General features: G+C 67.3%; 19 protein-coding genes and 1 pseudogene. 2 read left to right on the plus strand and 18 right to left on the minus strand.

Translation table 11 applies throughout. From position 1 onward, the window contains the following. Positions 1–214: 214 nt before the first annotated feature. From ACT9TC_RS02655 to murC, 10 genes and pseudogenes are all read right to left on the minus strand, one after another. Positions 215–370: pseudogene (locus tag ACT9TC_RS02655) on the minus strand (GNAT family N-acetyltransferase); the annotation flags it as partial. A gap of 46 nt (positions 371–416) precedes the next feature. After that, positions 417–1,337 (minus strand): RluA family pseudouridine synthase, encoded by a 921-nt coding sequence (locus tag ACT9TC_RS02660; RefSeq protein ID WP_458041904.1) that lies wholly within the window; start codon positions 1,335–1,337, stop codon positions 417–419. Positions 1,338–1,339: 2 nt separating this feature from the next. Beyond that, on the minus strand, positions 1,340–2,137 hold the full coding sequence (gene lspA, locus ACT9TC_RS02665) for a signal peptidase II (protein WP_458041905.1): 798 nt from the start codon (positions 2,135–2,137) through the stop codon (positions 1,340–1,342). A gap of 3 nt (positions 2,138–2,140) precedes the next feature. Beyond that, complete coding sequence (locus ACT9TC_RS02670) at positions 2,141–2,740, minus strand: DivIVA domain-containing protein (RefSeq protein ID WP_458041906.1); 600 nt, start codon at positions 2,738–2,740, stop codon at positions 2,141–2,143. A gap of 142 nt (positions 2,741–2,882) precedes the next feature. Continuing rightward, positions 2,883–3,188 (minus strand): YggT family protein, encoded by a 306-nt coding sequence (locus tag ACT9TC_RS02675; protein WP_458041907.1) that lies wholly within the window; start codon positions 3,186–3,188, stop codon positions 2,883–2,885. Positions 3,189–3,197: 9 nt separating this feature from the next. Next, positions 3,198–3,653, minus strand: coding sequence for a cell division protein SepF (locus tag ACT9TC_RS02680; RefSeq protein WP_458041908.1), 456 nt, complete (start codon positions 3,651–3,653; stop codon positions 3,198–3,200). 33 nt (positions 3,654–3,686) lie between these two features. Next, on the minus strand, positions 3,687–4,397 hold the full coding sequence (locus tag ACT9TC_RS02685) for a YggS family pyridoxal phosphate-dependent enzyme (protein ID WP_458041909.1): 711 nt from the start codon (positions 4,395–4,397) through the stop codon (positions 3,687–3,689). Between the two features lie 42 nt (positions 4,398–4,439). Next, positions 4,440–5,594 (minus strand): cell division protein FtsZ, encoded by a 1,155-nt coding sequence (gene ftsZ, locus ACT9TC_RS02690; RefSeq protein ID WP_458041910.1) that lies wholly within the window; start codon positions 5,592–5,594, stop codon positions 4,440–4,442. A 277-nt stretch (positions 5,595–5,871) separates the two neighbouring features. Then, a complete protein-coding gene (locus tag ACT9TC_RS02695) occupies positions 5,872–6,918 on the minus strand; it encodes an FtsQ-type POTRA domain-containing protein (protein WP_458041911.1) in 1,047 nt (348 codons plus the stop codon). 3 nt (positions 6,919–6,921) lie between these two features. After that, a complete protein-coding gene (gene murC / locus ACT9TC_RS02700) occupies positions 6,922–8,334 on the minus strand; it encodes a UDP-N-acetylmuramate--L-alanine ligase (RefSeq protein WP_458041912.1) in 1,413 nt (470 codons plus the stop codon). 243 nt (positions 8,335–8,577) lie between these two features. On the opposite strand from murC, the gene ACT9TC_RS02705 reads away from it, so the two are divergent. Next, positions 8,578–8,955, plus strand: coding sequence for a PadR family transcriptional regulator (locus tag ACT9TC_RS02705; RefSeq protein WP_458041913.1), 378 nt, complete (start codon positions 8,578–8,580; stop codon positions 8,953–8,955). Then, the gene (locus ACT9TC_RS02710) at positions 8,952–10,286 is read left to right on the plus strand and encodes a hypothetical protein (protein ID WP_458041914.1); all 1,335 of its coding nucleotides are present in this window, start codon (positions 8,952–8,954) and stop codon (positions 10,284–10,286) included. The genes ACT9TC_RS02705 and ACT9TC_RS02710 overlap by 4 nt, the downstream gene beginning before the upstream one ends. 245 nt (positions 10,287–10,531) lie before the next feature. Here the strand turns inward: ACT9TC_RS02710 and murG are convergent, their stop codons facing one another. The 8 genes from murG to rsmH form a co-directional block, all read right to left on the minus strand. Continuing rightward, on the minus strand, positions 10,532–11,605 hold the full coding sequence (gene murG / locus ACT9TC_RS02715) for an undecaprenyldiphospho-muramoylpentapeptide beta-N-acetylglucosaminyltransferase (RefSeq protein WP_458041915.1): 1,074 nt from the start codon (positions 11,603–11,605) through the stop codon (positions 10,532–10,534). Next, a complete protein-coding gene (gene ftsW, locus ACT9TC_RS02720; RefSeq protein ID WP_458041916.1) occupies positions 11,602–12,870 on the minus strand; it encodes a putative lipid II flippase FtsW in 1,269 nt (422 codons plus the stop codon). Before ftsW ends, murG begins: the two co-directional genes overlap by 4 nt. Further along, entirely contained in the window at positions 12,821–14,455 is a 1,635-nt protein-coding gene (gene murD, locus ACT9TC_RS02725; protein WP_458041917.1) for a UDP-N-acetylmuramoyl-L-alanine--D-glutamate ligase, read from the minus strand. Before murD ends, ftsW begins: the two co-directional genes overlap by 50 nt. Further along, positions 14,437–15,546, minus strand: a complete 1,110-nt coding sequence (gene mraY / locus ACT9TC_RS02730; RefSeq protein WP_458041918.1) for a phospho-N-acetylmuramoyl-pentapeptide-transferase — start codon at positions 15,544–15,546, stop codon at positions 14,437–14,439. Before mraY ends, murD begins: the two co-directional genes overlap by 19 nt. Beyond that, on the minus strand, positions 15,543–16,955 hold the full coding sequence (locus ACT9TC_RS02735; RefSeq protein WP_458041919.1) for a UDP-N-acetylmuramoyl-tripeptide--D-alanyl-D-alanine ligase: 1,413 nt from the start codon (positions 16,953–16,955) through the stop codon (positions 15,543–15,545). The genes mraY and ACT9TC_RS02735 overlap by 4 nt, the downstream gene beginning before the upstream one ends. A gap of 65 nt (positions 16,956–17,020) precedes the next feature. Beyond that, entirely contained in the window at positions 17,021–18,805 is a 1,785-nt protein-coding gene (locus ACT9TC_RS02740) for a peptidoglycan D,D-transpeptidase FtsI family protein (RefSeq protein WP_458041920.1), read from the minus strand. Between the two features lie 94 nt (positions 18,806–18,899). Further along, positions 18,900–19,484 carry a hypothetical protein gene (locus ACT9TC_RS02745; RefSeq protein WP_458041921.1) on the minus strand — a complete coding sequence of 195 codons (585 nt, stop codon included), beginning with the start codon at positions 19,482–19,484 and terminating at the stop codon, positions 18,900–18,902. After that, positions 19,481–20,431 (minus strand): 16S rRNA (cytosine(1402)-N(4))-methyltransferase RsmH, encoded by a 951-nt coding sequence (gene rsmH / locus ACT9TC_RS02750; protein WP_458041922.1) that lies wholly within the window; start codon positions 20,429–20,431, stop codon positions 19,481–19,483. Before rsmH ends, ACT9TC_RS02745 begins: the two co-directional genes overlap by 4 nt. Positions 20,432–20,448 lie beyond the last annotated feature (17 nt).

Genomic DNA, 20,448 nt, shown 5'->3' on the forward strand with positions numbered 1-20,448 from the left:
ATTCGCTGTGCACATGAAGGTGAACGAAGGAGTCGGCTGCCACTCGTCCACACTAAGGGGCGCTTCCGACATCGTCGGCGGGTCGCGTTGAACCCGACCCGGCTACGCCAGATCGAGACGCACCAGCAGGCACGGAAACCCGTTCACGACGGAGCCGGTGTCGGATACTTTGGAAAATCCTGCGCGTTCGAACAGCGCCCGCGTGCCCACGTACGACTCGCTCGCCCCGCGCCGTGCCGCGAAGTGCGAGGTTCTCTTTCGACGGGATGCGGGAGCTCAGACACCAGCAGAGGTTCGCGTCGGGGCGTTTGTGCCCCACCATGGTCTGCACATCATCGAATACCGTCGCGGGCCGCACGTCGATTGCCATCAGCGCATTCTGCCCCGGGCCGGCGACATTCGGGAGGACCCGAGGATCATCCGGCTTGCAGCACCTCGAGCGCGTGAGCGAGGTCGGCCGGATAATCCGAGGCGAAGGTGACCCATTCGCCGGTCGCGGGATGGTGGAACGACAACTGCCGAGCGTGCAACCACTGGCGGGTGAGCCCCAGGCGAGCCGACATCGTGGGATCCGCGCCGTAGAGCGGATCGCCGACGCACGGGTGCCTCTGCGCGGCCATGTGCACGCGAATCTGGTGCGTGCGCCCGGTCTCGAGGTGGATCTCGAGCAGCGACGCACCGCGGAATGCCTCGAGAGTCTCGTAGTGCGTGACAGAGTCCTTGCCGTCCTGCGTGACGGCGAATTTCCACGAGTGCGTGGCATGTCGACCTATCGGCGCGTCGATCGTGCCGGACAAGGGATCCGGATGCCCCTGCACGACGGCGTGGTATATCTTCTCGACCTCGCGCTCCTTGAAAGCGCGCTTCAGCGCGGTGTAGGCCGCCTCGGATTTGGCGACGACCATGAGCCCACTCGTGCCGACATCCAGCCGATGCACGATTCCCTGACGTTCGGCAGCGCCCGTGGTCGCAATCGTGTACCCGCTTGCGGCCAACGCGCCGAGAACCGTGGGGCCCTCCCACCCGACACTCGGATGAGCCGCTACTCCCGCGGGCTTGTCGATCACGACGATGTCATCGTCGTCGTAGACGATGCCGAAGTCGGGCACAGCCATCGGAACCACACGAGGCTCCGCGCGCTCTTCCCAAACGACCTCGAGCCAAGCTCCGCCGGACAACCGATCCGACTTTCCGACAACGCGCCCATCGACGTTGACACCACCCGACTCGGCCACTTCCGCCGCGAAGGCACGAGAGAAACCGAGCATCTTGGCCAGGGCCGCGTCGACCCGGGCCCCCTGCAGACCGTCGGGCACGGGAAGACTCCGCGCCGGCACGGCTAGGCCCTCGTCGGGTCGTCGTCGCCGGGCTCCTTTGCGCGGCGCGGGGCTCCGACATCCGGGTCAGCCACAGGGAAGAGGGAATCGCGATCCACGCCCACTCCCACGATCGAAACGGGACCGTGCTCGGACGGGACGGAGTCGGACGGGACGGGCTCGGACGGGACGGGCTCGGACGGGACAGTGTCGGACGAGACAGAGTCGGATGCCTCGGAAGCAGCGACCGTCGACGCATCCGCCTTATCTTCCCGACGCTCGCGGGTGCCGTCCATGTGCAGTCCGAGCAGAACGAGCAGGGCGATCCCGATCATGTCGCACACGATGAAGATGTCGGCCACGTTGTAGATCGCGGGCATCATCCAGGGCGTGGAGATGAAGTCGACGACATGTCCGACCGGGAATCCCGGGTCTCGCAGTAAGCGATCGGTGAGGTTGCCGAGAACGCCACCGAGCAGCAGCCCCAGCGCCACGGCCCACAGCCGGGAGCGTACCCGCGTGAACATCAACCACACGATCGCGACCGCGACCGCGGCCAACGCGATCGTGAAGACCCACGTGACGCTCTCACCCAGAGAGAACGCTGCGCCCGGGTTGAACACCAACACGAAGACGAGGAACTCACCCAGAATCTGCACCGGATCGCCCGGCGTCAGGTTCTGCAATGCGAAGAACTTGCTCAACTGATCGGCGGCCAGGGCCACCACCGCGAGAGTCGCGATGATGGCGATGGCCGCCGGTCGGTTGAGAGGCTTGCGCGGCCCCGCGGAAAGCTCGGGTGCGGGACTCGGTTCGGTCAAGGTCTAGAGACCGATGGCCGACACGGGCGTCGAGCCCGACGTCGAACCGGACGTCTCGAGGTCACGCAGCTGACCCTCGATGTAGCTGCGCAGCTGGGCGCGGTAGTCACGCTCGAACTGGCGGAGCTCCGTGATGCGACCCTCGAGTACCGTGCGCTCCTTCTCGAGGCGGGCGGCCTCTTCGCGCTGCTTCGCCTCGGCCTCGGCAACGATGCGCGACGCGGTGGCCTCGGCCTCTGAGACGAGCTTGTCGCGCTGGGCGACACCCTCGGCAACGTGCTCGTCGTGCAGACGCTGCGCGAGTTCGATAATCCCCGCGCTGGTGCTTGCGCCGGCGTCCTCGCTCGCGGGAGCGGGCTTCGGGGCGGCGGCGGGAGCCTCCACCTCGGGAGCCGGCTCCGCAGCGGGTGCTGCTGCGGCGGGCTTCTCGCCGGCCTCGTAGGCCTCGAGCTTGGCCTTCAGCTCTTCGTTCTCGGCGATCGTCTTGCGCCACTCGACGACGATCTCGTCGAGGAAGTCATCGACCTCTTCGGGGTCGAAACCCTCTTTGAACCGGACGTGCTGAAACTGCTTGGTTACAACGTCATCGGGGGTCAGAGCCATGGGGGATCCGTCCTGTTCGTCTCTGCTGGTCACGGCGTGGCTGCGCTGGGGCGCGAAGCCATCAGCATAGCTGAGGCGCCTGGGTGCCGCGAGAGCGAGCCGAGTGCGTCACGGCACCGTCAGCCCACCCCAGAGCGCAGGTTTATGCCCCGCCGGCGATGGATCGCGTGACGTTCAGAAGCATGAAACACAGGAAGATCGTGAGCGCGAAAGCGAGATCGATCGCAATCGGTCCGATGCGGAGCGGGGGGATGAATCGACGGAACAGCCGGATCGGAGGATCCGTGACGGTGTAGACGATTTCAGCGAAGACGAGGCCCGCGCCGCGAGGACGCCATTCGCGATTGAACACCGGGATGTACTCGAGAACGAGTCGTCCCAGCAGCACGAAGACGTACAGCAGGATCAGACCGTTGAGGATCGACGCGATGAGCCTCAGCAGTTCCACGTATACAGACTACGACGCGGAGAAGGGCGCGGCGTCCGGGTCGGCGTGCGGGATGCCGCCGTCGCCCGAAACCTCGACGTGCTCGGGAGAGAGCAGGAAGACCTTGCTCGTGACCCGCTCGATGCGTCCGTAGAGCCCCAGCGACAGTCCGCTGGCGAAGTCGATCAGGCGACGAGCATCCGCGTCGCTCATCTGCGACAGGTTGATGATCACGGGGATGCCCTCGCGGAAGTTCTCGGCGATGACCTGTGCGTCGCGGTACTGCTTGGGGTGCACCGTGAGGATCTCGGTCAGTCCACCCGCTGCGGGCTGGTGAACGGCACGCGGACGGAGGGGCGTGACGGTTCCCTTGGGTTCCACGGCGTGAACGCGCGAGTGCTGCGTCTGCTGCTGGGGCTCGTCAACAATTTCTTCTTCGTCGGCAAGACCGAGATAAACCATGGTCTTCTTGAGCGGGTTCGACATCGCATCCTCCGTGTTGGCTCGTCTGTTTCGAGGTTAACCGTGGGCGGGTCGGTTGCCCGTGATTGCGGACCCGATCCGCAGGTGTGTCGCGCCAATGGCGATCGCCTCTTCGAAATCCCCCGTCATCCCGGCACTGATCCAGGATGCGTCGGGCACGACGGCACGCACGCGTGCGGCGTGCTCGGCGAGGCGCGCGAAGGCGGCCGCGGGTGGTTCGTCGAGGGGCGCAACGGCCATCACACCGCGCAACCGAAGGCCGGAACATCTGGCGACGTGTTCTGCCAGGGCGACGACGTCCGACTCGTTCGTTCCGCCGCGCCCGGTGTCGGCTGTCAGATTGATCTGCACGAGCACATCCAGGGGCATCGCATCGGGTTCTGCGGCATCGTCGCGTGAAGCACCGTCGAGGGCGTCGGCGAGCTTGGCTCGATCGACCGAATGGACGACGGATGCGGCGGCCCTCACGGCACGCGCTTTGTTCGACTGGATCTGGCCCACGAAGTGCCAACGCAGATCGTCGAGGTCAGCGAGCTCGGAGCGTTTCTCCGAAATCTCTTGCTGCCGGTTCTCACCGACGTCTCGCACTCCGAGGGCGTACAGATCGCGCACGAGCTGTGCCGGGTGAAACTTCGTCACGACGATGCGTGTGATCTCGCCCGCGTCGCGTCCGGCCGCTCGCGCCGCGTCTGCGACGCGCTCATCCAGCAACGCCAATCGATCCGCGAGAGGAGCCACTTCGGTCATGCGGCACCTCTCGCGGGCCACGGCATCCGTTCGGGGATACCGCTACTTCAGGAAGTCGGGGATGTCGAGGTCGTCGTCACCGAACGCGGAGTCGAAACCCGCGGCCTCGGGGACGATCGGACCGGATGCGGAGCCGACCGAAACCGACTCGCGCACGGGGGGCTTGACCTCGGCTGCCTCGTCGGCCGTGGCGACCGGCAGAGCGGGCGCCTGGCGCTGAGCGACGACCGGCTCACTGCGCTGCAGAGGTTCGCCGCCGTCGAAGCCGGCCGCGATCACGGTGACCCGCACCTCGTCGCCGAGCGTGTCATCGATGACCGTACCGAAGATGATGTTGGCTTCGGGGTGCGCTGCCTCTTTGACGAGCTGCGCGGCATCGTTGATCTCGAAGATTCCGAGGTTCGAGCCACCCTGGATCGAGAGCAGCACACCGTGCGCCCCCTCGATCGAGGCCTCGAGTAGCGGCGACTCGACCGCGAGCTCGGCGGCCTTGATCGCGCGATCCGCTCCCCGAGCAGAGCCGATACCCATGAGGGCCGATCCCGCACCCTGCATGACCGACTTGACGTCGGCGAAGTCGAGGTTGATGAGGCCGGGGGTCGTAATGAGGTCGGTGATGCCCTGAACACCGGCGAGCAGCACCTGGTCGGCCGTCGCGAATGCCTCGATCATCGAGATTCCGCGATCGCTGATCTCGAGCAAGCGGTCGTTCGGCACCACGATGAGGGTGTCGACCTCTTCCTTCAAGCGCGCGACACCGGTGTCGGCCTGCGTCTGACGACGGCGTCCCTCAAACGAGAACGGCTTCGTGACGACACCGATCGTGAGCGCGCCGATCGACTTCGCGATCTTGGCCACGACGGGCGCGCCACCGGTGCCGGTGCCACCACCCTCGCCCGCTGTGACGAACACCATGTCGGCACCCCGCAGGGCTTCTTCGATCTCTTCGGCGTGGTCCTCTGCCGCGCGGCGACCCACCTCGGGGTCGGCGCCGGCGCCGAGGCCGCGGGTGATCTCGCGACCGACGTCGAGCTTCACATCGGCGTCGCTCATGAGGAGCGCCTGCGCGTCGGTATTGATCGCAATGAACTCCACACCGCGCAGCCCGAGCTCGATCATGCGGTTGACGGCGTTGACGCCGCCGCCGCCGACGCCGACGACCTTGATAACGGCGAGGTAGTTCTGGTTCTGGCTCATGCCGGCCTCCGTGTCGCGAACCTGGGTGAAACCTTCAACCTCAAGTAGAACTGTAAAGAAATGCCCGGTATGCATTTCCTCTGTTCACACGGTAGGCCGGGCGTTCGCCGGCGCCCGCAGGCGCGCGGCGTGTCGTCTACACGCACGTCAAATCCCCGGCGAGAGCCGTCCACGGGCCGCTCGCCTGGCAGTAGATGAGGCTCTGGGGCGTCCGCTTTCCCATCTACTGCCAGGTGAGCGGGTCCGGGCGGGGTGGGCGTGGCACGGGCGGGGGTCGTCAGCGGACGACGACGGATGCGGGCGATGAAACGTCGTACACGGACATGCCGGGGCGGGCGGTCATCGCCCGGTCGAGATTGACGGCCTTGAGCGCCGTCTCCTCAACAGCACCCCAGACGACCTGGGTGCCGCTCGCCAGCGTGAGGGTCACGTCGTCCCGCGTGGTCGCCGCGATGCGCGTCACCTGGGTCGCGATCGTCTCCGGGAGGGCCCGCATAACCAGACCCGCCGACTCGAACGCCCCGGATGTCGTGCCGCCGGCGATTTCGAGAATGGGACGGCCTTCCGGCGGGTTCGGACTGGTCTCGAGAGCCACACCAGCAGCATCGACGAGCGTCCATCCGGCGTCCGTCTGGATGACGCCGATGGGCGTGCGTTCGACGATCCGCACCACCAGGTCGTGCGGCGGGCGAGCCTCGAGCGTGTACGACTCGACGAGGGGAAAGGCGACGAGCGCGGCCTTCACGGCGCTGCCATCCACGAGCGGCAGGGGCGTCCCGATCTGGCCCGCCAGGGCGTCTTGGACCGTTGCAGCGGGCAGCGACGTCGTGCCGACGACCTCGATCCGCTCAACCGCGAAGAGCGGACTGTAGGCCGCGCCGACGCTGCCGACGATCAGCAGCAGCACGGCAGCGCTACTCACGAGCCATACGAGCCGACGACGCCGGCTCCGGACGGTGAAGCGGCGGACTTCGCGGCGCAACGCGCGGCGGCGCGCGCGAGCGGCACGCCAGACGTCACGGATTCCCGTGCGACGGGGGGCGGCATCCGCGTCCGTCTGGTCGGCGACGCGTTCCGGAGGCGCCGCCTCATCTGTCTCCGTTCCGGCGGTCGCTACCCCGGCTTTCTCCGAAGGTTGCGACTCGGACGCAGCGGGCGAAACGGATGCGTCTTCGTCCGGGCTCTCGCCGCTACGAGGGACGGTCGCCTCGTCATCCAACGAACGCGAGTCATCCAACGAACGCGAGTCATCCCACGAACGCGATGTGCGCTTCGCGGCGGCACCGGATCTCTCGGGCGCGGGAAGCGGCGGGGGCCGACGCATCCGTCAGTCCGTGACGCCGGCCGGCGCCGTGTGCGAAAGTGCTTCGAGCACCTGCGGAATGATGAGGTAAACGTTGCCGCAGCCGAGGGTGATGACGTAGTCACCGTCGCGCGCCACCGTCGCCGTGTAGTCGGCCGCCTCTTGCCAGTCCGCGACGTACGCGACGTGATCGGGGTCAGCGAAGGCGTCGCGGACGAGGGCGCCGGTGACGCCGGGGATCGGATCCTCGCGGGCACCGTAGACGTCGAGCACGACCGTGTGGTCGGCGTACTCCTCGAGCACCTCGGCGAATTCGCGGTACATCTGCTGCGTGCGGGAGTACGTGTGGGGCTGGTGGACCGCGATGATGCGTCCGTCGCCGATGACGGTGCGCGCCGCCGCGAGGGCCGCCGCAACTTCGGTGGGGTGGTGCGCGTAGTCGTCGAAGACGCTGACCCCGCGGTTCACGCCGTGCAGTTCGAAGCGGCGGATCGTGCCCGCGAACCCCTCGACCGCGCGCAGGGAGGGCTCGAGTTCGTACCCCAGTGAGAGCAGCACGGAGACCACGCCCGCGGCATTGATCGCGTTGTGCGCGCCGGGGATCTCGAGTCGGGCCCGCTCCGTCGTGCCGCGGTATGTCAGGGCGAAGGACACCGGGCCGTCTGTGGTGATGTCCGTGACACGCACATCCACGCCATCCGATTCCCCGAAGGTGATGACGTTCGGATGTGTGAGGCGCGCGCTCACCCGGAGCGCCCCGGGGTCGTCGGCCGAGATGACGACACTCTCGCGAGCCCGGTCGGCGAAGCGCACGAAGGCATCGTCGAACGCGTCGTTCGTGCCGTAGTGGTCGAGATGATCGGGGTCGACATTCGTGATGAGCGCGATCGACGTGTCGTACAGCAGGAACGTGCCGTCGGACTCGTCGGCCTCGACAACGAACAGTTCGTCGACGCCCGTACCGCTCGAGGCGCCGAGCTGCGCGATCACTCCGCCGTTGACGAAGCTCGGGTCAGCGCCGAGTTGGTGCAGGGCGGTGATGATCATGCCCGTCGAGGTCGTCTTGCCGTGCGCACCGGCAACCGAGACAAGACGACGACCGCCGATGAGCCAGTGCAACGCCTGCGAACGGTGGATGACCGGCATCCCCCGCTCCTTGGCCAGGACGTACTCGGGATTCTCGGGCCAGATCGCGCCGGTGTGAATGACGGTGTCCGCGTCGCCGAGATTGGCGGCATCGTGCCCGACATGCACCCGCGCCCCGAGCAGTGCGAGTTGACGCAGCGCATCGCTGTCGGCTCGGTCGGAACCCGAGACCCGGATGCCGCGGGCCAGGAACATTCGCGCGAGCCCCGACATCCCGGATCCACCGATGCCGATGAAGTGCGCGGCGCCGATGTTCTCGGGAATCGGCAGGCTGAGGTCGGGTCGAATCATGGCCCGATAAGTCTAGGTCGGCCTTCTGCGAGGTCGGCTCCCGGCGCGCCCGGGCACTCGGCCGTCCCGCCACGAGTGGCCCCTGCAGCGATCCCGAGCGCGCCGAGCGGACGCGACACGCCGTCTCGTGCGCGCGCGAACGGCGTGTCGCGTCCGTTCGTGGCACAGGATCGATCCATCGCTCGGGGTGGAGAGGCGGGTGAACGACTAGACATAGTCCCGACATGGGCATATGCTCGTCGCATGAGCGAATCGTTGGGCACGACCGCCTTCTGGATCCTGGCGAGCCTCGCCAGTGGCCGCCGCCACGGCTACGCGATCCTGCGTGAGGTGGACGAGGCATCCGGCGATCCCGGATCGCTCAAGACGACCACCCTGTACGCGACGACCGAGCGCCTGCAGGCCCGTGGCCTCGTGCGCGAAGACGGCGAAGAGATCGTGGACGGACGCGCCCGGCGCTACTACGCGCTCACCGACACCGGCAGGGCGCGACTCGAGATGGAACTCGCCGACCTCGAGCGGCGGGCGTCCGCGGCACGGCGGGCGCTCGCGATCTACCGCCCCGTGCCGGCACACACGCCGGCACCCGCACCCGCCGTCAGCATGGCGACGTTCGCATGACAGCACCGGACGAGCGCGCATTCCGGGCTCTCCTGCGCTGGTACCCGCGCATCTGGCGGGAACGCAACGAGGAGGTGGTGCTGTGCACGATGCTCGACGACGCTGAGGCGCGCGGGCAGCGGATCCCGGATGCGTCGCTGCGGCGTAGCGCGATCGTCCAGGGACTCGGCGCGCGGCTGGATCGACGCACGGCGATCATCGCGGCATCCCTCGCCGTGTCGTTCGGCCTCGCGGGCATACCGCTCTTGTTCATGGGCGCGGGTCCGATCGGGTTGATACCCGGCTTCGGGGTGGCTCCCCTGTTCATGCTGGTTGCCATCGCTGCCACGCTCCGAACTCGCGGGATCCTCTCCGCGCCCGAGGCGCTGGCCGCTTTCGTACTCGCGCTACCCGCTGCCGCCTTCTCGACTCTGGCCGCACTGTCGTGGTACGTCGGCTTCGACGAGGCCGACGCGGGAACCACCCGCAGCGGATTCGCTCAGGTATTCCTGTGGTTGGTCACGGCCGCGTGGCTTGCCGCCGCCGCCTGGGGGGCCGTAGCTGCGGGCGGCGTGCTCCGAACCCTGAAGATGCCCACAATGTGGGCCCGCCTGGGCGGCGCCGGGTGCACCATTGTCGCGTATCCCTTCCTGGCATTCACGCTGATGAACCCCACAGTCGGGGCGTTCCTCGCGCTCGCAACGCTCGGCTCCGTGATTCTGCTGACGCGGCCGAAGCCGACCACCGCAGCCGCTTTGCCCCCGCACACCCCCGTGGCAAGAACCCCCCGACCAGCTCGCATGAGCGTTCTCGTCTGTGCCGCGGTATCGACTGTTGCGGGCATGGCCGCCATCATCTTCGCGTTAACCGGGAGCGGCTGGACCGACGGAGCCCTGGATTCGACCGAGGCAATGCGGGCCGGAATCGTCGCCGGCTTCGCGTCTGTGCTCCCCTACTGCGCGGCAATCGGGTTGATGCGAACCCAGACTCATCGCGCGATCAACGCATGGGGCCCACCGTCGCTCATCGCCATCGCGCTGTTGATCGCCGCGACCGAAAACCTCATCGGCGGCGGCGATGGCAACCGGATCGTGTGGGCCCTCATGATCGCCGCTCTCCCCCTCGGCGGCGCCGTCGCCTGGATCCTCGCGGTAGGCCATTGGGCCCCTCGGGTCGTTCAGACAACGATCGCGGCCCTGTGCGGTGCATCCGTGCTCGTTCTCGGCGTATCCATCCACATGCTCGCGTTCGCCCTTCCGCTCGCGGCACTCGTGCTGGCGATCGGGGAGGCGCGGCGCCTGAGCCACGCCCGCACCCGACGCGCCTGGCCGTCCCGCGCAGCAGCTGCGTAGCCAGCGCTGCGGCCTGCTCGACCACAACACGAACGGTCGCGACTCGCCGTTCCCGCCGCGCGCGAACGGCGAGTCGCGACCGTTCGATGGCGCGCCGGGGGCAAGCCTCGGCCGAGCCATCGCCGAGCACACCGCCCCCTGCGGTGGCCGCATCCACCGCCGCGACCCCGTCGAGCTGTCACGAAATGCTCTATACATCGCGGCAGATCGAGCGTTCTGTGACAGCTCGAGCCCGCGAAGCGAACTCAGCGAGCGAGGGCCTCGTCGATCATCGCGATCAGGTCTTCCGTGCCTCGACGCGAGCCGACGGATGCCGCGGCCACGCGCATCGCGTCGAGTCGGACCGGGTCGGCCAGAAGGGGCCGGACCTCGGCCCGCACGCGGTCGGCGGTGAACAACGCGTCATCGATCAAGACCGCGGCGCCCGCAGCGACCGCGGACGCGGCGTTCAGGCGCTGCTCGCCGTTGCCGACCGCGTAGGGAACGTACACGGCGGGGATGCCGAGGGCGCTGATTTCGCTGACGGTCGCAGCGCCCGCCCGCGACACGATGACATCGGCCATTGCGAAGGCGAGATCCATCCGGTCCTCGTACTTTTTGACGACATATCCGGGCGCGCCGGGGTCGGACCAGTCCGACCGCTCCCCCGTCACGTGCACGAGCTGATACCCCGTCGCGAGCACGTCAGCGTACGCACCCGCGAACGCCTCATTCAGACGCAGCGCACCGAGTGAGCCCCCGAACACCAAGAGCGTGGGCTGAGCGGGGTCGAGCCCGAAATGCGCCGCCGCTTCGTCCCGCAGAGCGGACCGGTCCAGGTCGACGATCTCGCGACGCAGCGGCATCCCGACCACACGAGAGCGGCGAAGCGGTGTCCCCGCGAAAGCGACGCCGACTGCCGCAGCGCTCCGGGCACCGAGCACGTTCGCAAGACCCGGCCGCGCATTCGCCTCGTGCACGACGAAAGGGGTGCCCGACCTGCGCGCCGCGACGTAGGCCGGAGCGGATGCGTAGCCTCCGAAGCCGATGACGACCGAAACATCCCGGTCGCGGATGACCTGCCGCACGTGCCCGACAGCCCTCCGAAAGCGTGCGGGAAAGCCGATGGCCGAACGATCCGGTCGGCGCGGGAACGGCAGGCGTTCGATCGTCAACAACTCATAGCCCCGGTCCGGCACGAGGCGCGTTTCGAGCCCCTCCTTCGTCCCCAGCACGACGATCTTCACCTCGGGATCGCGGGCCCGAAGTCCGTCCGCGACCGCCAACAGCGGATTGACATGGCCTGCGGTTCCCCCGCCGGCCAGAAGATAGGTCGTCACGCCGCGACTTTACCCCGGCGGGCCGCGCTCGCCCCGCCCCGGATACCCGTGCGGGCGTTCTGAGACGATGTGGGCAGCGTCCGAGCGAACGACAGCAACACTCCGCAGGCCATCAAGACCGACAGCAGAGCCGTTCCACCCTGCGACATGAATGGCAAGGGCACACCGAGAACGGGGACAATGCGCAGCACGACACCGATGTTGATGAGGGCCTGGCCCACGATCCACACGGTGATTCCGCCCGCGGCGATGCGGATGAACGGGTCGTCGGTCTTGCGGATGACGTGGAAGGCACCGACCGCGAACAGCGTGAACAGCCCGAGGATGACGATGCAACCGATGAGACCGACCTCTTCGCCCACGATCGCGAAGATGTAGTCGTTGGCCCGGGCGGGCAGCCATCCGTACTTCTCTTTCGAGTTACCGAGCCCCAGCCCGAAGATCCCGCCACCGGCCAGACCGAATACGCCGTGCATGGCCTGGTAGCAGTCGTTGAAGTAGTCGCAGTCCTCGTTCATGAAGCTCATCAGGCGCCGCATGCGGTTGGGGCTCGCAACCGCCATGTAGGCCACGTAGGCCGCTGCCCCGATGAGGGGCAGCAGGAAGATGCGCAGGCGCACGCCCGAGAAGAACAGCCCACCGAGCACGATCAGCACCAGGATCATGCTCGTGCCGAGGTCGCGCCCCGCCATGACGGTCGCGATGACCGCCACAGACACGGGGACGAGCGGAATGAAGACGTGGCGCCAAAGGCCCAGGAGGGTCTGCTTGCGATAGAGGACGTACGCGACCCACAGGGCGAGCGAGAGCTTCAGGAATTCGGATGGCTGGACGGTCTGCCCTGCGATCGAGATCCAGTTGCGGTTTCCGAGAATCTCGACTCCGAGTCCGGGAACGAAGACGAGCAGTTGGAAGAGTGTCGCAAGCCCGAGCAGGGGCCAGGCGATTTTCTTCCAGAACCTGACCGGGAAGCGCGAAGCCACGAACATCAAGGGGATGCCGATGACCGCGAAGACGCCCTGCTTGATGAGCGACTCGAAGGGGCTCTGTCCTTCGGCAGTCGCGGAGGCCGTCGTGGCCGACAGCACCATCACCAGCCCGAAGCCGGTCAGCAACAGAGCGGTCGAGGCGATGAGGAGGAACTCGCTCGGCACCGGCGCGAACACGCGTCCGAGCGAGACCCGCGCCGCGAGTCCTCGGGGCGCCGAATCGTCGTCAGGCTGTTGCGCCGCCCGCGGGGGGCGTGTCGGCGTCCGAGTCGCCATCCGTCTCCCCTACCTGCGTTTCATCCCGATCGGGTTTCGTGTCCCGTTCGGATGTGGTGTCGTCATGCTCGGGATCGAGTCCCTCGACATGCTCGCGAACCGCCTCCGCGAAGCGCGTGCCCCGCTCGGCATATCCGCTGAACTGATCGAAGGATGCCGAAGCCGGAGCGAGAAGCACGACGTCTCCCGACGCCGCGATGCCCGCCGCCCGCTGGACGACACGCCTCATGACCTCTTCAGTCTCACCGTGCTCCACCTCGAACACGGGCACGTCGGGGGCGTGTCGCGCGAATGCCCCGAGCACGTCGTCGCGCACGCGTCCGATCACGATGGCCGCCTTGACCGCGCTCCCCCGCCCCGCGATGAGCGGGCCGATATCGACGCCCTTCAGCAGGCCGCCCACGACCCAGATCGCTCCGGGGTACGCCGAGAGGGAGGATGCCGCCGCGTGGGGGTTCGTTGCCTTCGAGTCATCCACCCAGGTCACGCCGGCATGGTGCGCGACGACCTCGATGCGGTGCGGGTCGAGCCGGAACGTATCGAGCGCGTCGCGGATTGCTGCCGGCTCCACCCCCGCGGCACGTGACAGGGCCGCGGCCGCGAGGATGTTCGAGACGATGTGTGGGGCGATCAGCCCGGCGGATGCCAGTCGGTCGAGGGTCGTGAGCTCGAGAGCACTGGACCGGCGCTCCTCGAGAAATGCCCGATCCACGAGGATTCCGTCGACTATGCCAACGTCGCTCGGCCCCGGCACGCCCAGGTCGAAGCCGATGGCTCGCGCACCCTCGACCACTTCGGCGTCTTCGACCATCTCTCGGGTCGCGGCATCCGCCTTGTTGTAGACGCACGCGAGGCGGGTGTTCCGGTAGACGACGGCCTTCGCATCGCGGTAGGCGTCGAATGATCCGTGCCATTCGAGGTGGTCGTCGGCGAGATTCAGGCACACCGAGGCGAGCGGGAAGGGCTGCCCCTCCGGCTCGGCAAGCGCGAGGTACCAGAGTTGGTGGCTCGAAAGCTCGACGACGAGAGCATCGAAGCCTGCGGGGTCGCGGATGGCGTCGAGCACGGGCACCCCGATGTTTCCGCACGGCGCCGCGCGCAGCCCGCCCTCGACGAGCATGGTGGCGGTGAGGCGGGTCGTCGTGGTCTTGCCGTTCGTGCCCGTGATCAGGATCCAGTGCGCGGGCGAGCCATCCGCCCGCACGACCTTGTCTCGCACACGCCAGGCGAGCTCGATATCGCCCCACAGCGGGACGGATGCCTCCAGCGCCCAACGCACGACGGGGTGGGCGGGCGCGAATCCGGGCGACGCCACGATCACGTCGGGCGCAAACTCGGTGATGCGATCGGGCACCGCGTCGAGCGGGCCGACGTGCAGGTCGGCGCCGATCACCGGGAGGAGGCTGGCGTACTCCTCGGCCGCGGTTTCCGTTGCGACGAGCACCTCAGCGCCGAGCTCGGTGAGGGTGTCTGCGACCGAGAAACCGGTCTGAGCGAGACCCAGGACGACGACCCGGAGGCCCTTCCAGTCGGCGTTCCAACTGGTCAGCTCGGCGATCGGGGCACTCACGCGCTGGTCAGCCATTCGACGTAGAACAGGCCGACGCCGGAGACGGCGAGCATGCCGGCGATGATCCACATGCGGACGACGATCGTCACCTCGGACCAGCCGCGCATCTCGAGGTGGTGGTGCAACGGACTCATCAGGAACAGACGTTTACCACGCGTCACCTTGAAATACAGTCGCTGGAGGATGACCGAGCCCGACGCGATGACGTAGACGCCAGCGACCAACACCACAAGCAGCTCGGTGCGGGTGAGGATCGCCATCGCCGCGATCACGCCGCCGATCGCCATCGAACCGACGTCGCCCATGAAGAGCTTGGCGGTCGGGGCATTCCACCAGAGGAAGCCGACGAGAGCACCGACAAAGGACGCCGAGACGATCGCGAGGTCGAAGGAGTTCGGTGTGTCGTAACAGGCCGCTGGCAGGGTGGGCGCGATCGTTTCGCCTCGACAGATCTGGTTGAACTGCCAGAAGGCGATCAAGCTGTACGCGCCGACCACGAAGATCCCGGCGCCCGCGGCGAGCCCGTCCAGGCCATCCGAGACGTTCACGCTGTTCGAGGTCGCGACCCCGATGAGCGACAGCCACGTCAGGTACAGGATCCAGCCGATGACCGGCCCGAGCGCCATGAACGACAGCACCGGGATGTCTCGGAACAGCGACACATAGGCGGACGCCGGCGTTTGATCCCACGTATTCGGGAAATTCAGGGCGACGATGCCGAAGGGCACCGCAACGAGGATCTGACCGACGATCTTGCGCCAGCCCGAAAGGCCGAGGCTGCGCTGGCTGCGCACCTTCATGTAGTCGTCGATGAAGCCGACGGCGCCGAATCCGATCATCATCCAGATGACGAGCAGACCCGAGATCGTCGGGGGGTTGCCGCCGGTGAACCCGCCGATCAGGTAGCCGACGATCGTGCCGACAATGAAGATCGTCCCACCCATCGTGGGGGTGCCGCGCTTCTGGCCGTGGCTCGGGTTCTCGATCGCCTCGGGGGTGCGGATGACCTGGCCCCAGCCCCATTTGCGGAACCAGCGAATGAAGACGGGCGTGAGAAAAAGCGTGAACGCCAGAGAGATCGCTGCCGCCGTCAGAAGGGATCTCACGAGAACGATTCTCCCAGACGATCGCCGAGGTGCCGGAGCCCCGCCGCGTTGGAGGACTTCACGAGCACCCGATCGCCGTCGCGCAGCTCGCCCTGCAGGTAGTCGTAGGCGGCATCCGCGTCCGGGAAGAAGACAGCTTCGCCGTCCCATGATCCCTGAGCGATCGCCTCGAGGAACATGCGTCGCGCCTCGGTACCGACGATGACGATCCGCTGGATGCCGAGGCGCACCGCGAGCAGTCCGACGCGATCGTGCTCGTCGTCGGCGTACTCGCCGAGCTCGCTCATCGCACCGAGGACGGCGACCGTGCGCTGGCCCGGTCCCGTGATCTGCGCGAGAGTGCGGAGTGCGGCCGACATCGAGTCGGGGCTGGCGTTGTAGGCGTCGTTGATGATGCGCACGCGATCGGAGCCGAGCGGCTGCATTCGCCAGCGTTCGGCGAGCTCGAGCGTCTCGAGTCGCTCGACGCAATCCTGCAGCGATACTCCGATGCGTGTCGCGACGGCGATCGCGGCCAGAGCGTTGGCGACGAAGTGCTCGCCGAGCACACGGAGACGCAGCGGAACGGAGACATCGCCGACCGTGACCTCGCACGTGGTGCCCTCGGCCGTGACGCGGATGTCGTCGCCTCGCACATCGGCGCTCGCTCCCCGACCAAACCACACGACCTCGACCTCACGCTCGTGCGCGATCGACGCCATCCCTGCGACCCGCGGATCGTCGGCGTTCAAGACCGCGGTGCCCCCGGGGCGGATTGAGTGGACCAGCTCGGATTTCGCTGCCACGGTCGCCTCGATGCCGCCGAACCCGCCGGCATGCGCGAGACCCACCATCAGCACGACGCCGATATCGGGCGTGACGAGTCCCGCGAGACGGGCGATCTCGCCGGGAGCGCTGGCACCGAACTCGCACACGAGGTACCGCGTGCTGTGGGTCACGCGCAGCATCGTCAGGGGAGCACCGACCTCGTTGTTGAACGATGCATGGGGCCAGACGGTCTCGTCCTGGTCGCGGAGAATGCGGGCGACCATGTTCTTGGTGGTCGTCTTCCCGTTCGAGCCGGTGATGCCGACGACGGTGAGTTCGCCCCCGTCGCGTACTCGCGCCACGACGTAGCGTGCCAGGTCGGCGAGAGCTCCCACGACGCTGGCGACGACAACCTGGCTGATCGGAGTGTCGACGGGGTGCTCTACGAGAGCAATGACCGCCCCCCGCTCGTGTGCCGTGCCGACGAACAGATGCCCGTCGGTTTCGGCACCGGGCTTGGCAGCGAACACTCCGCCCGACTCGATGAGGCGCGAATCGGTCTCGACGGTGCCGTCGACGATTGAGTCAGCCGTGTCCGATCCGACGGTACGCAGCTCGCCCCCGGTGGCGTGGGCGAGCTCGGCATACGTCAGCGCGATCATGGACACTCTCCCTGAACAGTGGGCTGTGGGCGGCACCCGCGCGACGTCATCGGTACGGGCAGGATTTACTGGTACTTGGGTAGAATTTCGGGCCCCGGCGTGCTGGACGGAAGCACCCGGTAGGTCTTCAAGACCTGGGTCATCGCCTTCTGGAAACCGGCGGCATTGGCCGAAGACATCCTATTCTTCTTCGGCTCGTCGAGCGTGAAGATGACCACGTACTTCGGGTCGTCCGCGGGCGCGAAACCGGCGAGCGTCGTGTAGAAGATGCCCTGTTTGTACCCGCTACCGTCCTCGTTCGCCTTCTCCGCCGTACCCGACTTGGTCGCCATCCGGTAGCCATCGATGGCGAGCACCTTGCGGTTCGTGACCTGCTGGAACACGTTCTCGAGCATGAGGGTGACGTCGGCCGCAGTCTGCGGCTTGATGACCTGCTCGGGTTCGGGAAGTTCAGGCTCGATGACCTCGCCCGAGGACGTTGTGCACGACTCGACGAGGCTCAGAGGCATCCGCACACCGTCGTTCGCGATCGTCTGGTAAACGCTCGCGACCTGCGGGACGGTGACCGTGAAGGACTGCCCGAAGGTCGTCGTGTAGTGGGATGCCTGATCCCAGGGAGCGTCGTGCAGGATGCCCGTGCGCTCGCCGGGGAAGCCGACCTCGGTCTTCTTGCCGACACCGAAACGCTTGAGGTAGTCGTAACGCACCTCGTCCGACACGAGCGTGCCGAACTTCGACAGCGCAACGTTCGATGAGTCGACGAGCGCGCCGGTCATCGTGTAGTTGTACGACGGGTGTGAGAAGACGTCATTGATCGTCACGTCCCCCGGCAGCGTCTCGCGTCCGGCGGCGGGGATCGTCGGGGTCAGCGGCGTGACACCTGCGCTATCGATGATCGTGGAGGCCGTGACGGGCTTGAAGGTCGAGCCCGGCTCGAACTCGTACGTGAAGATGCGACTGCTGCGATCTGCGTCAGCCGAAGCGGTGACATTGTTCGGGTCGACCGTCGGGTACTCGGCGGCCGCGCGGATTTTGCCCGTTTCTACCTCGAGGACGAACGCCGTGCCGTAGTTCGCCTGCTGGTTCTGCACCTCTTCGGCGACCATCTGCTGCAGATACCACTGCAGGTCACGGTTGATCGTCAGCTGCAGCGTTCCGCCGTCCTCGGCGGGCGTCTGCTTGCGGGTTCCGGGGATCACCACGCCGTCCTTGCCGCGTTCGTACGACTCCGCACCGTCCTCGCCCGAGAGGCAGTCGTTCTGCGAGAGCTCCAGCCCCGCGAGCGCCTCGCCGTCAGACCCGACGAATCCGACGAGATTGCCGCCGACCGCTCCGTCCGGATAGCTGCGGGCAGGGTGCGGCGTCGTGTACAAGAACGGAAGGTCGAGGGCGGCGAGCGCCTGGTACTGATCCGTGCTGAGCCTCGTGGTTATCTGCGCCCACTGCGAGTCGGCGTTGGCCGCGAGCACGTCCGCCACGATCTGCTGCACCTGTTCGGGCGTCTGCCCGGTGATCGCGGCAATCTGAGCCGCTTGCTCGGGCCACACCTCTTGCACTGCGCGGCCGTCGCTGAACTTCTGATTGAGGATGTTCTGCGGGTCGACCTGCGCGTCGTACAGCATGGTGTTGCCCGCGAGCACAGCCCCTGTCTCATCGACGATCGTGCCGCGCGCGGCGGTCAGCTTATTACTCGCGACCATCCCGACGCCGGCTGAATCGGCGCGGTGGTCGTCGGCATTGACGACCTGAATGTCGACCAGACGCACGACGAATACCCCGAGGATCGACAGGACCACCGCGAGGGCGACCACGGTGCGGCGGCGGGGGGAACGTGTGGTGCGTGTAGTCATCTGTGTGTCGCCGCGTTTCGCATGTCGGTTCCGGAATTCTTCGGTGTCAGTGCCGTTGTCAGTGCCGTTGTCAGTGCCGTTGTCAGTGCCCGTGTCAGCGGGTCTGCGGGGCGGGAAGCCCCTCGGAGAGAGCGGGTGGACCGGTGACGACCGCATCGGTCGGTGCGACCGGTGCCTCGGGCAAACCTTCTATGGTCGCGTCGGGCGCGGTGACCAGAGGCGCTGTCGCGACGAGCGAGTTGGCGACACTGCCTCGTCCGATGGCATCGACCGTCGACTGCCACGGCGCGGCCGCGCCGCTGCCCAGGATTGCGCCGTCCGAGAGACGGAGGTAGGAGGGAGCCTCGTTGATGACCATGCCCAGTGCGGAGGCGTTCGCGGCGAGGTATTGGGGGGAGCTCAACCCGACGAGCTGCTGGTTCAGCGACTGACTCTCGTACTGCAGGGCTTTCACCTGCTGGGTCAGTGCCTGTTCTTCGTACACGCCCTGGGTCATCGCGATCGAGATTCCCATCTGCGCCGCCGCGATGGCGACAGCGCCGCTCAGCGCGATGATCGCATACGCCAGCCGCGGTCGGCGGCGACGCGCGGAGGCGCCGTCGACGGCACGCAGGCGATTGCGTTCGGGACGCGTCGCCGTGCCCGGAACGAGGGGAAGGGCGGTGGTTGCGAGGCTCATGCGGCCCTCGCTCTCTCTGCGGCGCGGAGTCGGACGGGTGTGGCACGCGGGTTGCGTTCGCGCTCGTCCTCGGGTGCGAACTCCGCACCCTTGACGAGCAGACGGAACTTCGGAGCGTGCTCGGGAAGTTCGACGGGCAGGCCCGAGGGCGCGGTTGAGGCCGACGCATCCGCGAAGGCACGTTTGACGATGCGGTCTTCGAGCGACTGGTAGGCCAGCACGACGATGCGGCCGTTCACGGCAAGAAGATCGAGGGCCGCGGGAATTGCACGCTCCACCGCGACGAGTTCTTCATTGACCTCTATCCGGAGCGCCTGGAAGACCCGCTTCGCGGGGTGGCCCGCGCGCTGGGCGGCCGCGGGAGTCGCGGCGACAAGCACCTCGACCAGCTCGCCCGACCGCTGGATAGGCGCCCGCTCACGGGCCGCGACGATGAATCGGGCGTAGCGGGCGGCGAGCTTCTCTTCGCCGTACCGCTCGAAGATGGCCCGGAGTGCCCCCTCGGGGTAGGTCGCGATGATATCTGCGGCGGTGCGACCATCCGTCTGATCCATCCGCATGTCGAGCGGTGCATCTCGAGAGTAGGCGAAGCCTCGGTCGGACTCATCGAGCTGCAGAGACGATACGCCGAGGTCGAAAAGGATCGCATCGACCCGGTCGTAGCCGACGGATGCTGCGGCTTCGGCGATGCCGTCGTAGACGGTGTGCACCATGCTCACGCGGTCGCCGAAGCGGGCAAGCCGTTCGCCCGCGAGCCGGAGCGCGTCGGTGTCGCGATCGAGCCCGATCAGGTGAATGTTGGGAAAGCGTTCGAGGAAGGCCTCGGAGTGCCCACCCATTCCGAGCGTGGCGTCAACGAGGACGGCACCCGGACGCTGGAGGGCGGGGGCGAGCAGCTCGATGCAGCGCTCGAGCAGAACAGGGGTGTGGCGGTCTCGGGTTTCCATGATGGGAGGGGCGGGAC

It is taken from the genome of Microbacterium sp. HM-570 (assembly GCF_054165885.1).

Excerpts from the sequence above, each read along its gene's own strand:
- ACT9TC_RS02735 (WP_458041919.1), bottom strand. The coding sequence starts at position 16,955 with ATGATCGCGCTGACGTATGCCGAGCTCGCCCACGCCACCGGGGGCGAG.
- murC (WP_458041912.1), bottom strand. The coding sequence starts at position 8,334 with ATGATTCGACCCGACCTCAGCCTGCCGATTCCCGAGAACATCGGCGCC.
- murD (WP_458041917.1), bottom strand. The coding sequence starts at position 14,455 with ATGGCTGACCAGCGCGTGAGTGCCCCGATCGCCGAGCTGACCAGTTGG.
- ACT9TC_RS02740 (WP_458041920.1), bottom strand. The coding sequence starts at position 18,805 with ATGACTACACGCACCACACGTTCCCCCCGCCGCCGCACCGTGGTCGCC.
- ACT9TC_RS02745 (WP_458041921.1), bottom strand. The coding sequence starts at position 19,484 with ATGAGCCTCGCAACCACCGCCCTTCCCCTCGTTCCGGGCACGGCGACG.
- ftsW (WP_458041916.1), bottom strand. The coding sequence starts at position 12,870 with ATGGCGACTCGGACGCCGACACGCCCCCCGCGGGCGGCGCAACAGCCT.
- ACT9TC_RS02670 (WP_458041906.1), bottom strand. The coding sequence starts at position 2,740 with ATGGCTCTGACCCCCGATGACGTTGTAACCAAGCAGTTTCAGCACGTC.
- rsmH (WP_458041922.1), bottom strand. The coding sequence starts at position 20,431 with ATGGAAACCCGAGACCGCCACACCCCTGTTCTGCTCGAGCGCTGCATC.
- ftsZ (WP_458041910.1), bottom strand. The coding sequence starts at position 5,594 with ATGAGCCAGAACCAGAACTACCTCGCCGTTATCAAGGTCGTCGGCGTC.
- ACT9TC_RS02710 (WP_458041914.1), top strand. The coding sequence starts at position 8,952 with ATGACAGCACCGGACGAGCGCGCATTCCGGGCTCTCCTGCGCTGGTAC.
- ACT9TC_RS02685 (WP_458041909.1), bottom strand. The coding sequence starts at position 4,397 with ATGACCGAAGTGGCTCCTCTCGCGGATCGATTGGCGTTGCTGGATGAG.
- ACT9TC_RS02705 (WP_458041913.1), top strand. The coding sequence starts at position 8,578 with ATGAGCGAATCGTTGGGCACGACCGCCTTCTGGATCCTGGCGAGCCTC.
- ACT9TC_RS02695 (WP_458041911.1), bottom strand. The coding sequence starts at position 6,918 with ATGCGTCGGCCCCCGCCGCTTCCCGCGCCCGAGAGATCCGGTGCCGCC.
- ACT9TC_RS02680 (WP_458041908.1), bottom strand. The coding sequence starts at position 3,653 with ATGTCGAACCCGCTCAAGAAGACCATGGTTTATCTCGGTCTTGCCGAC.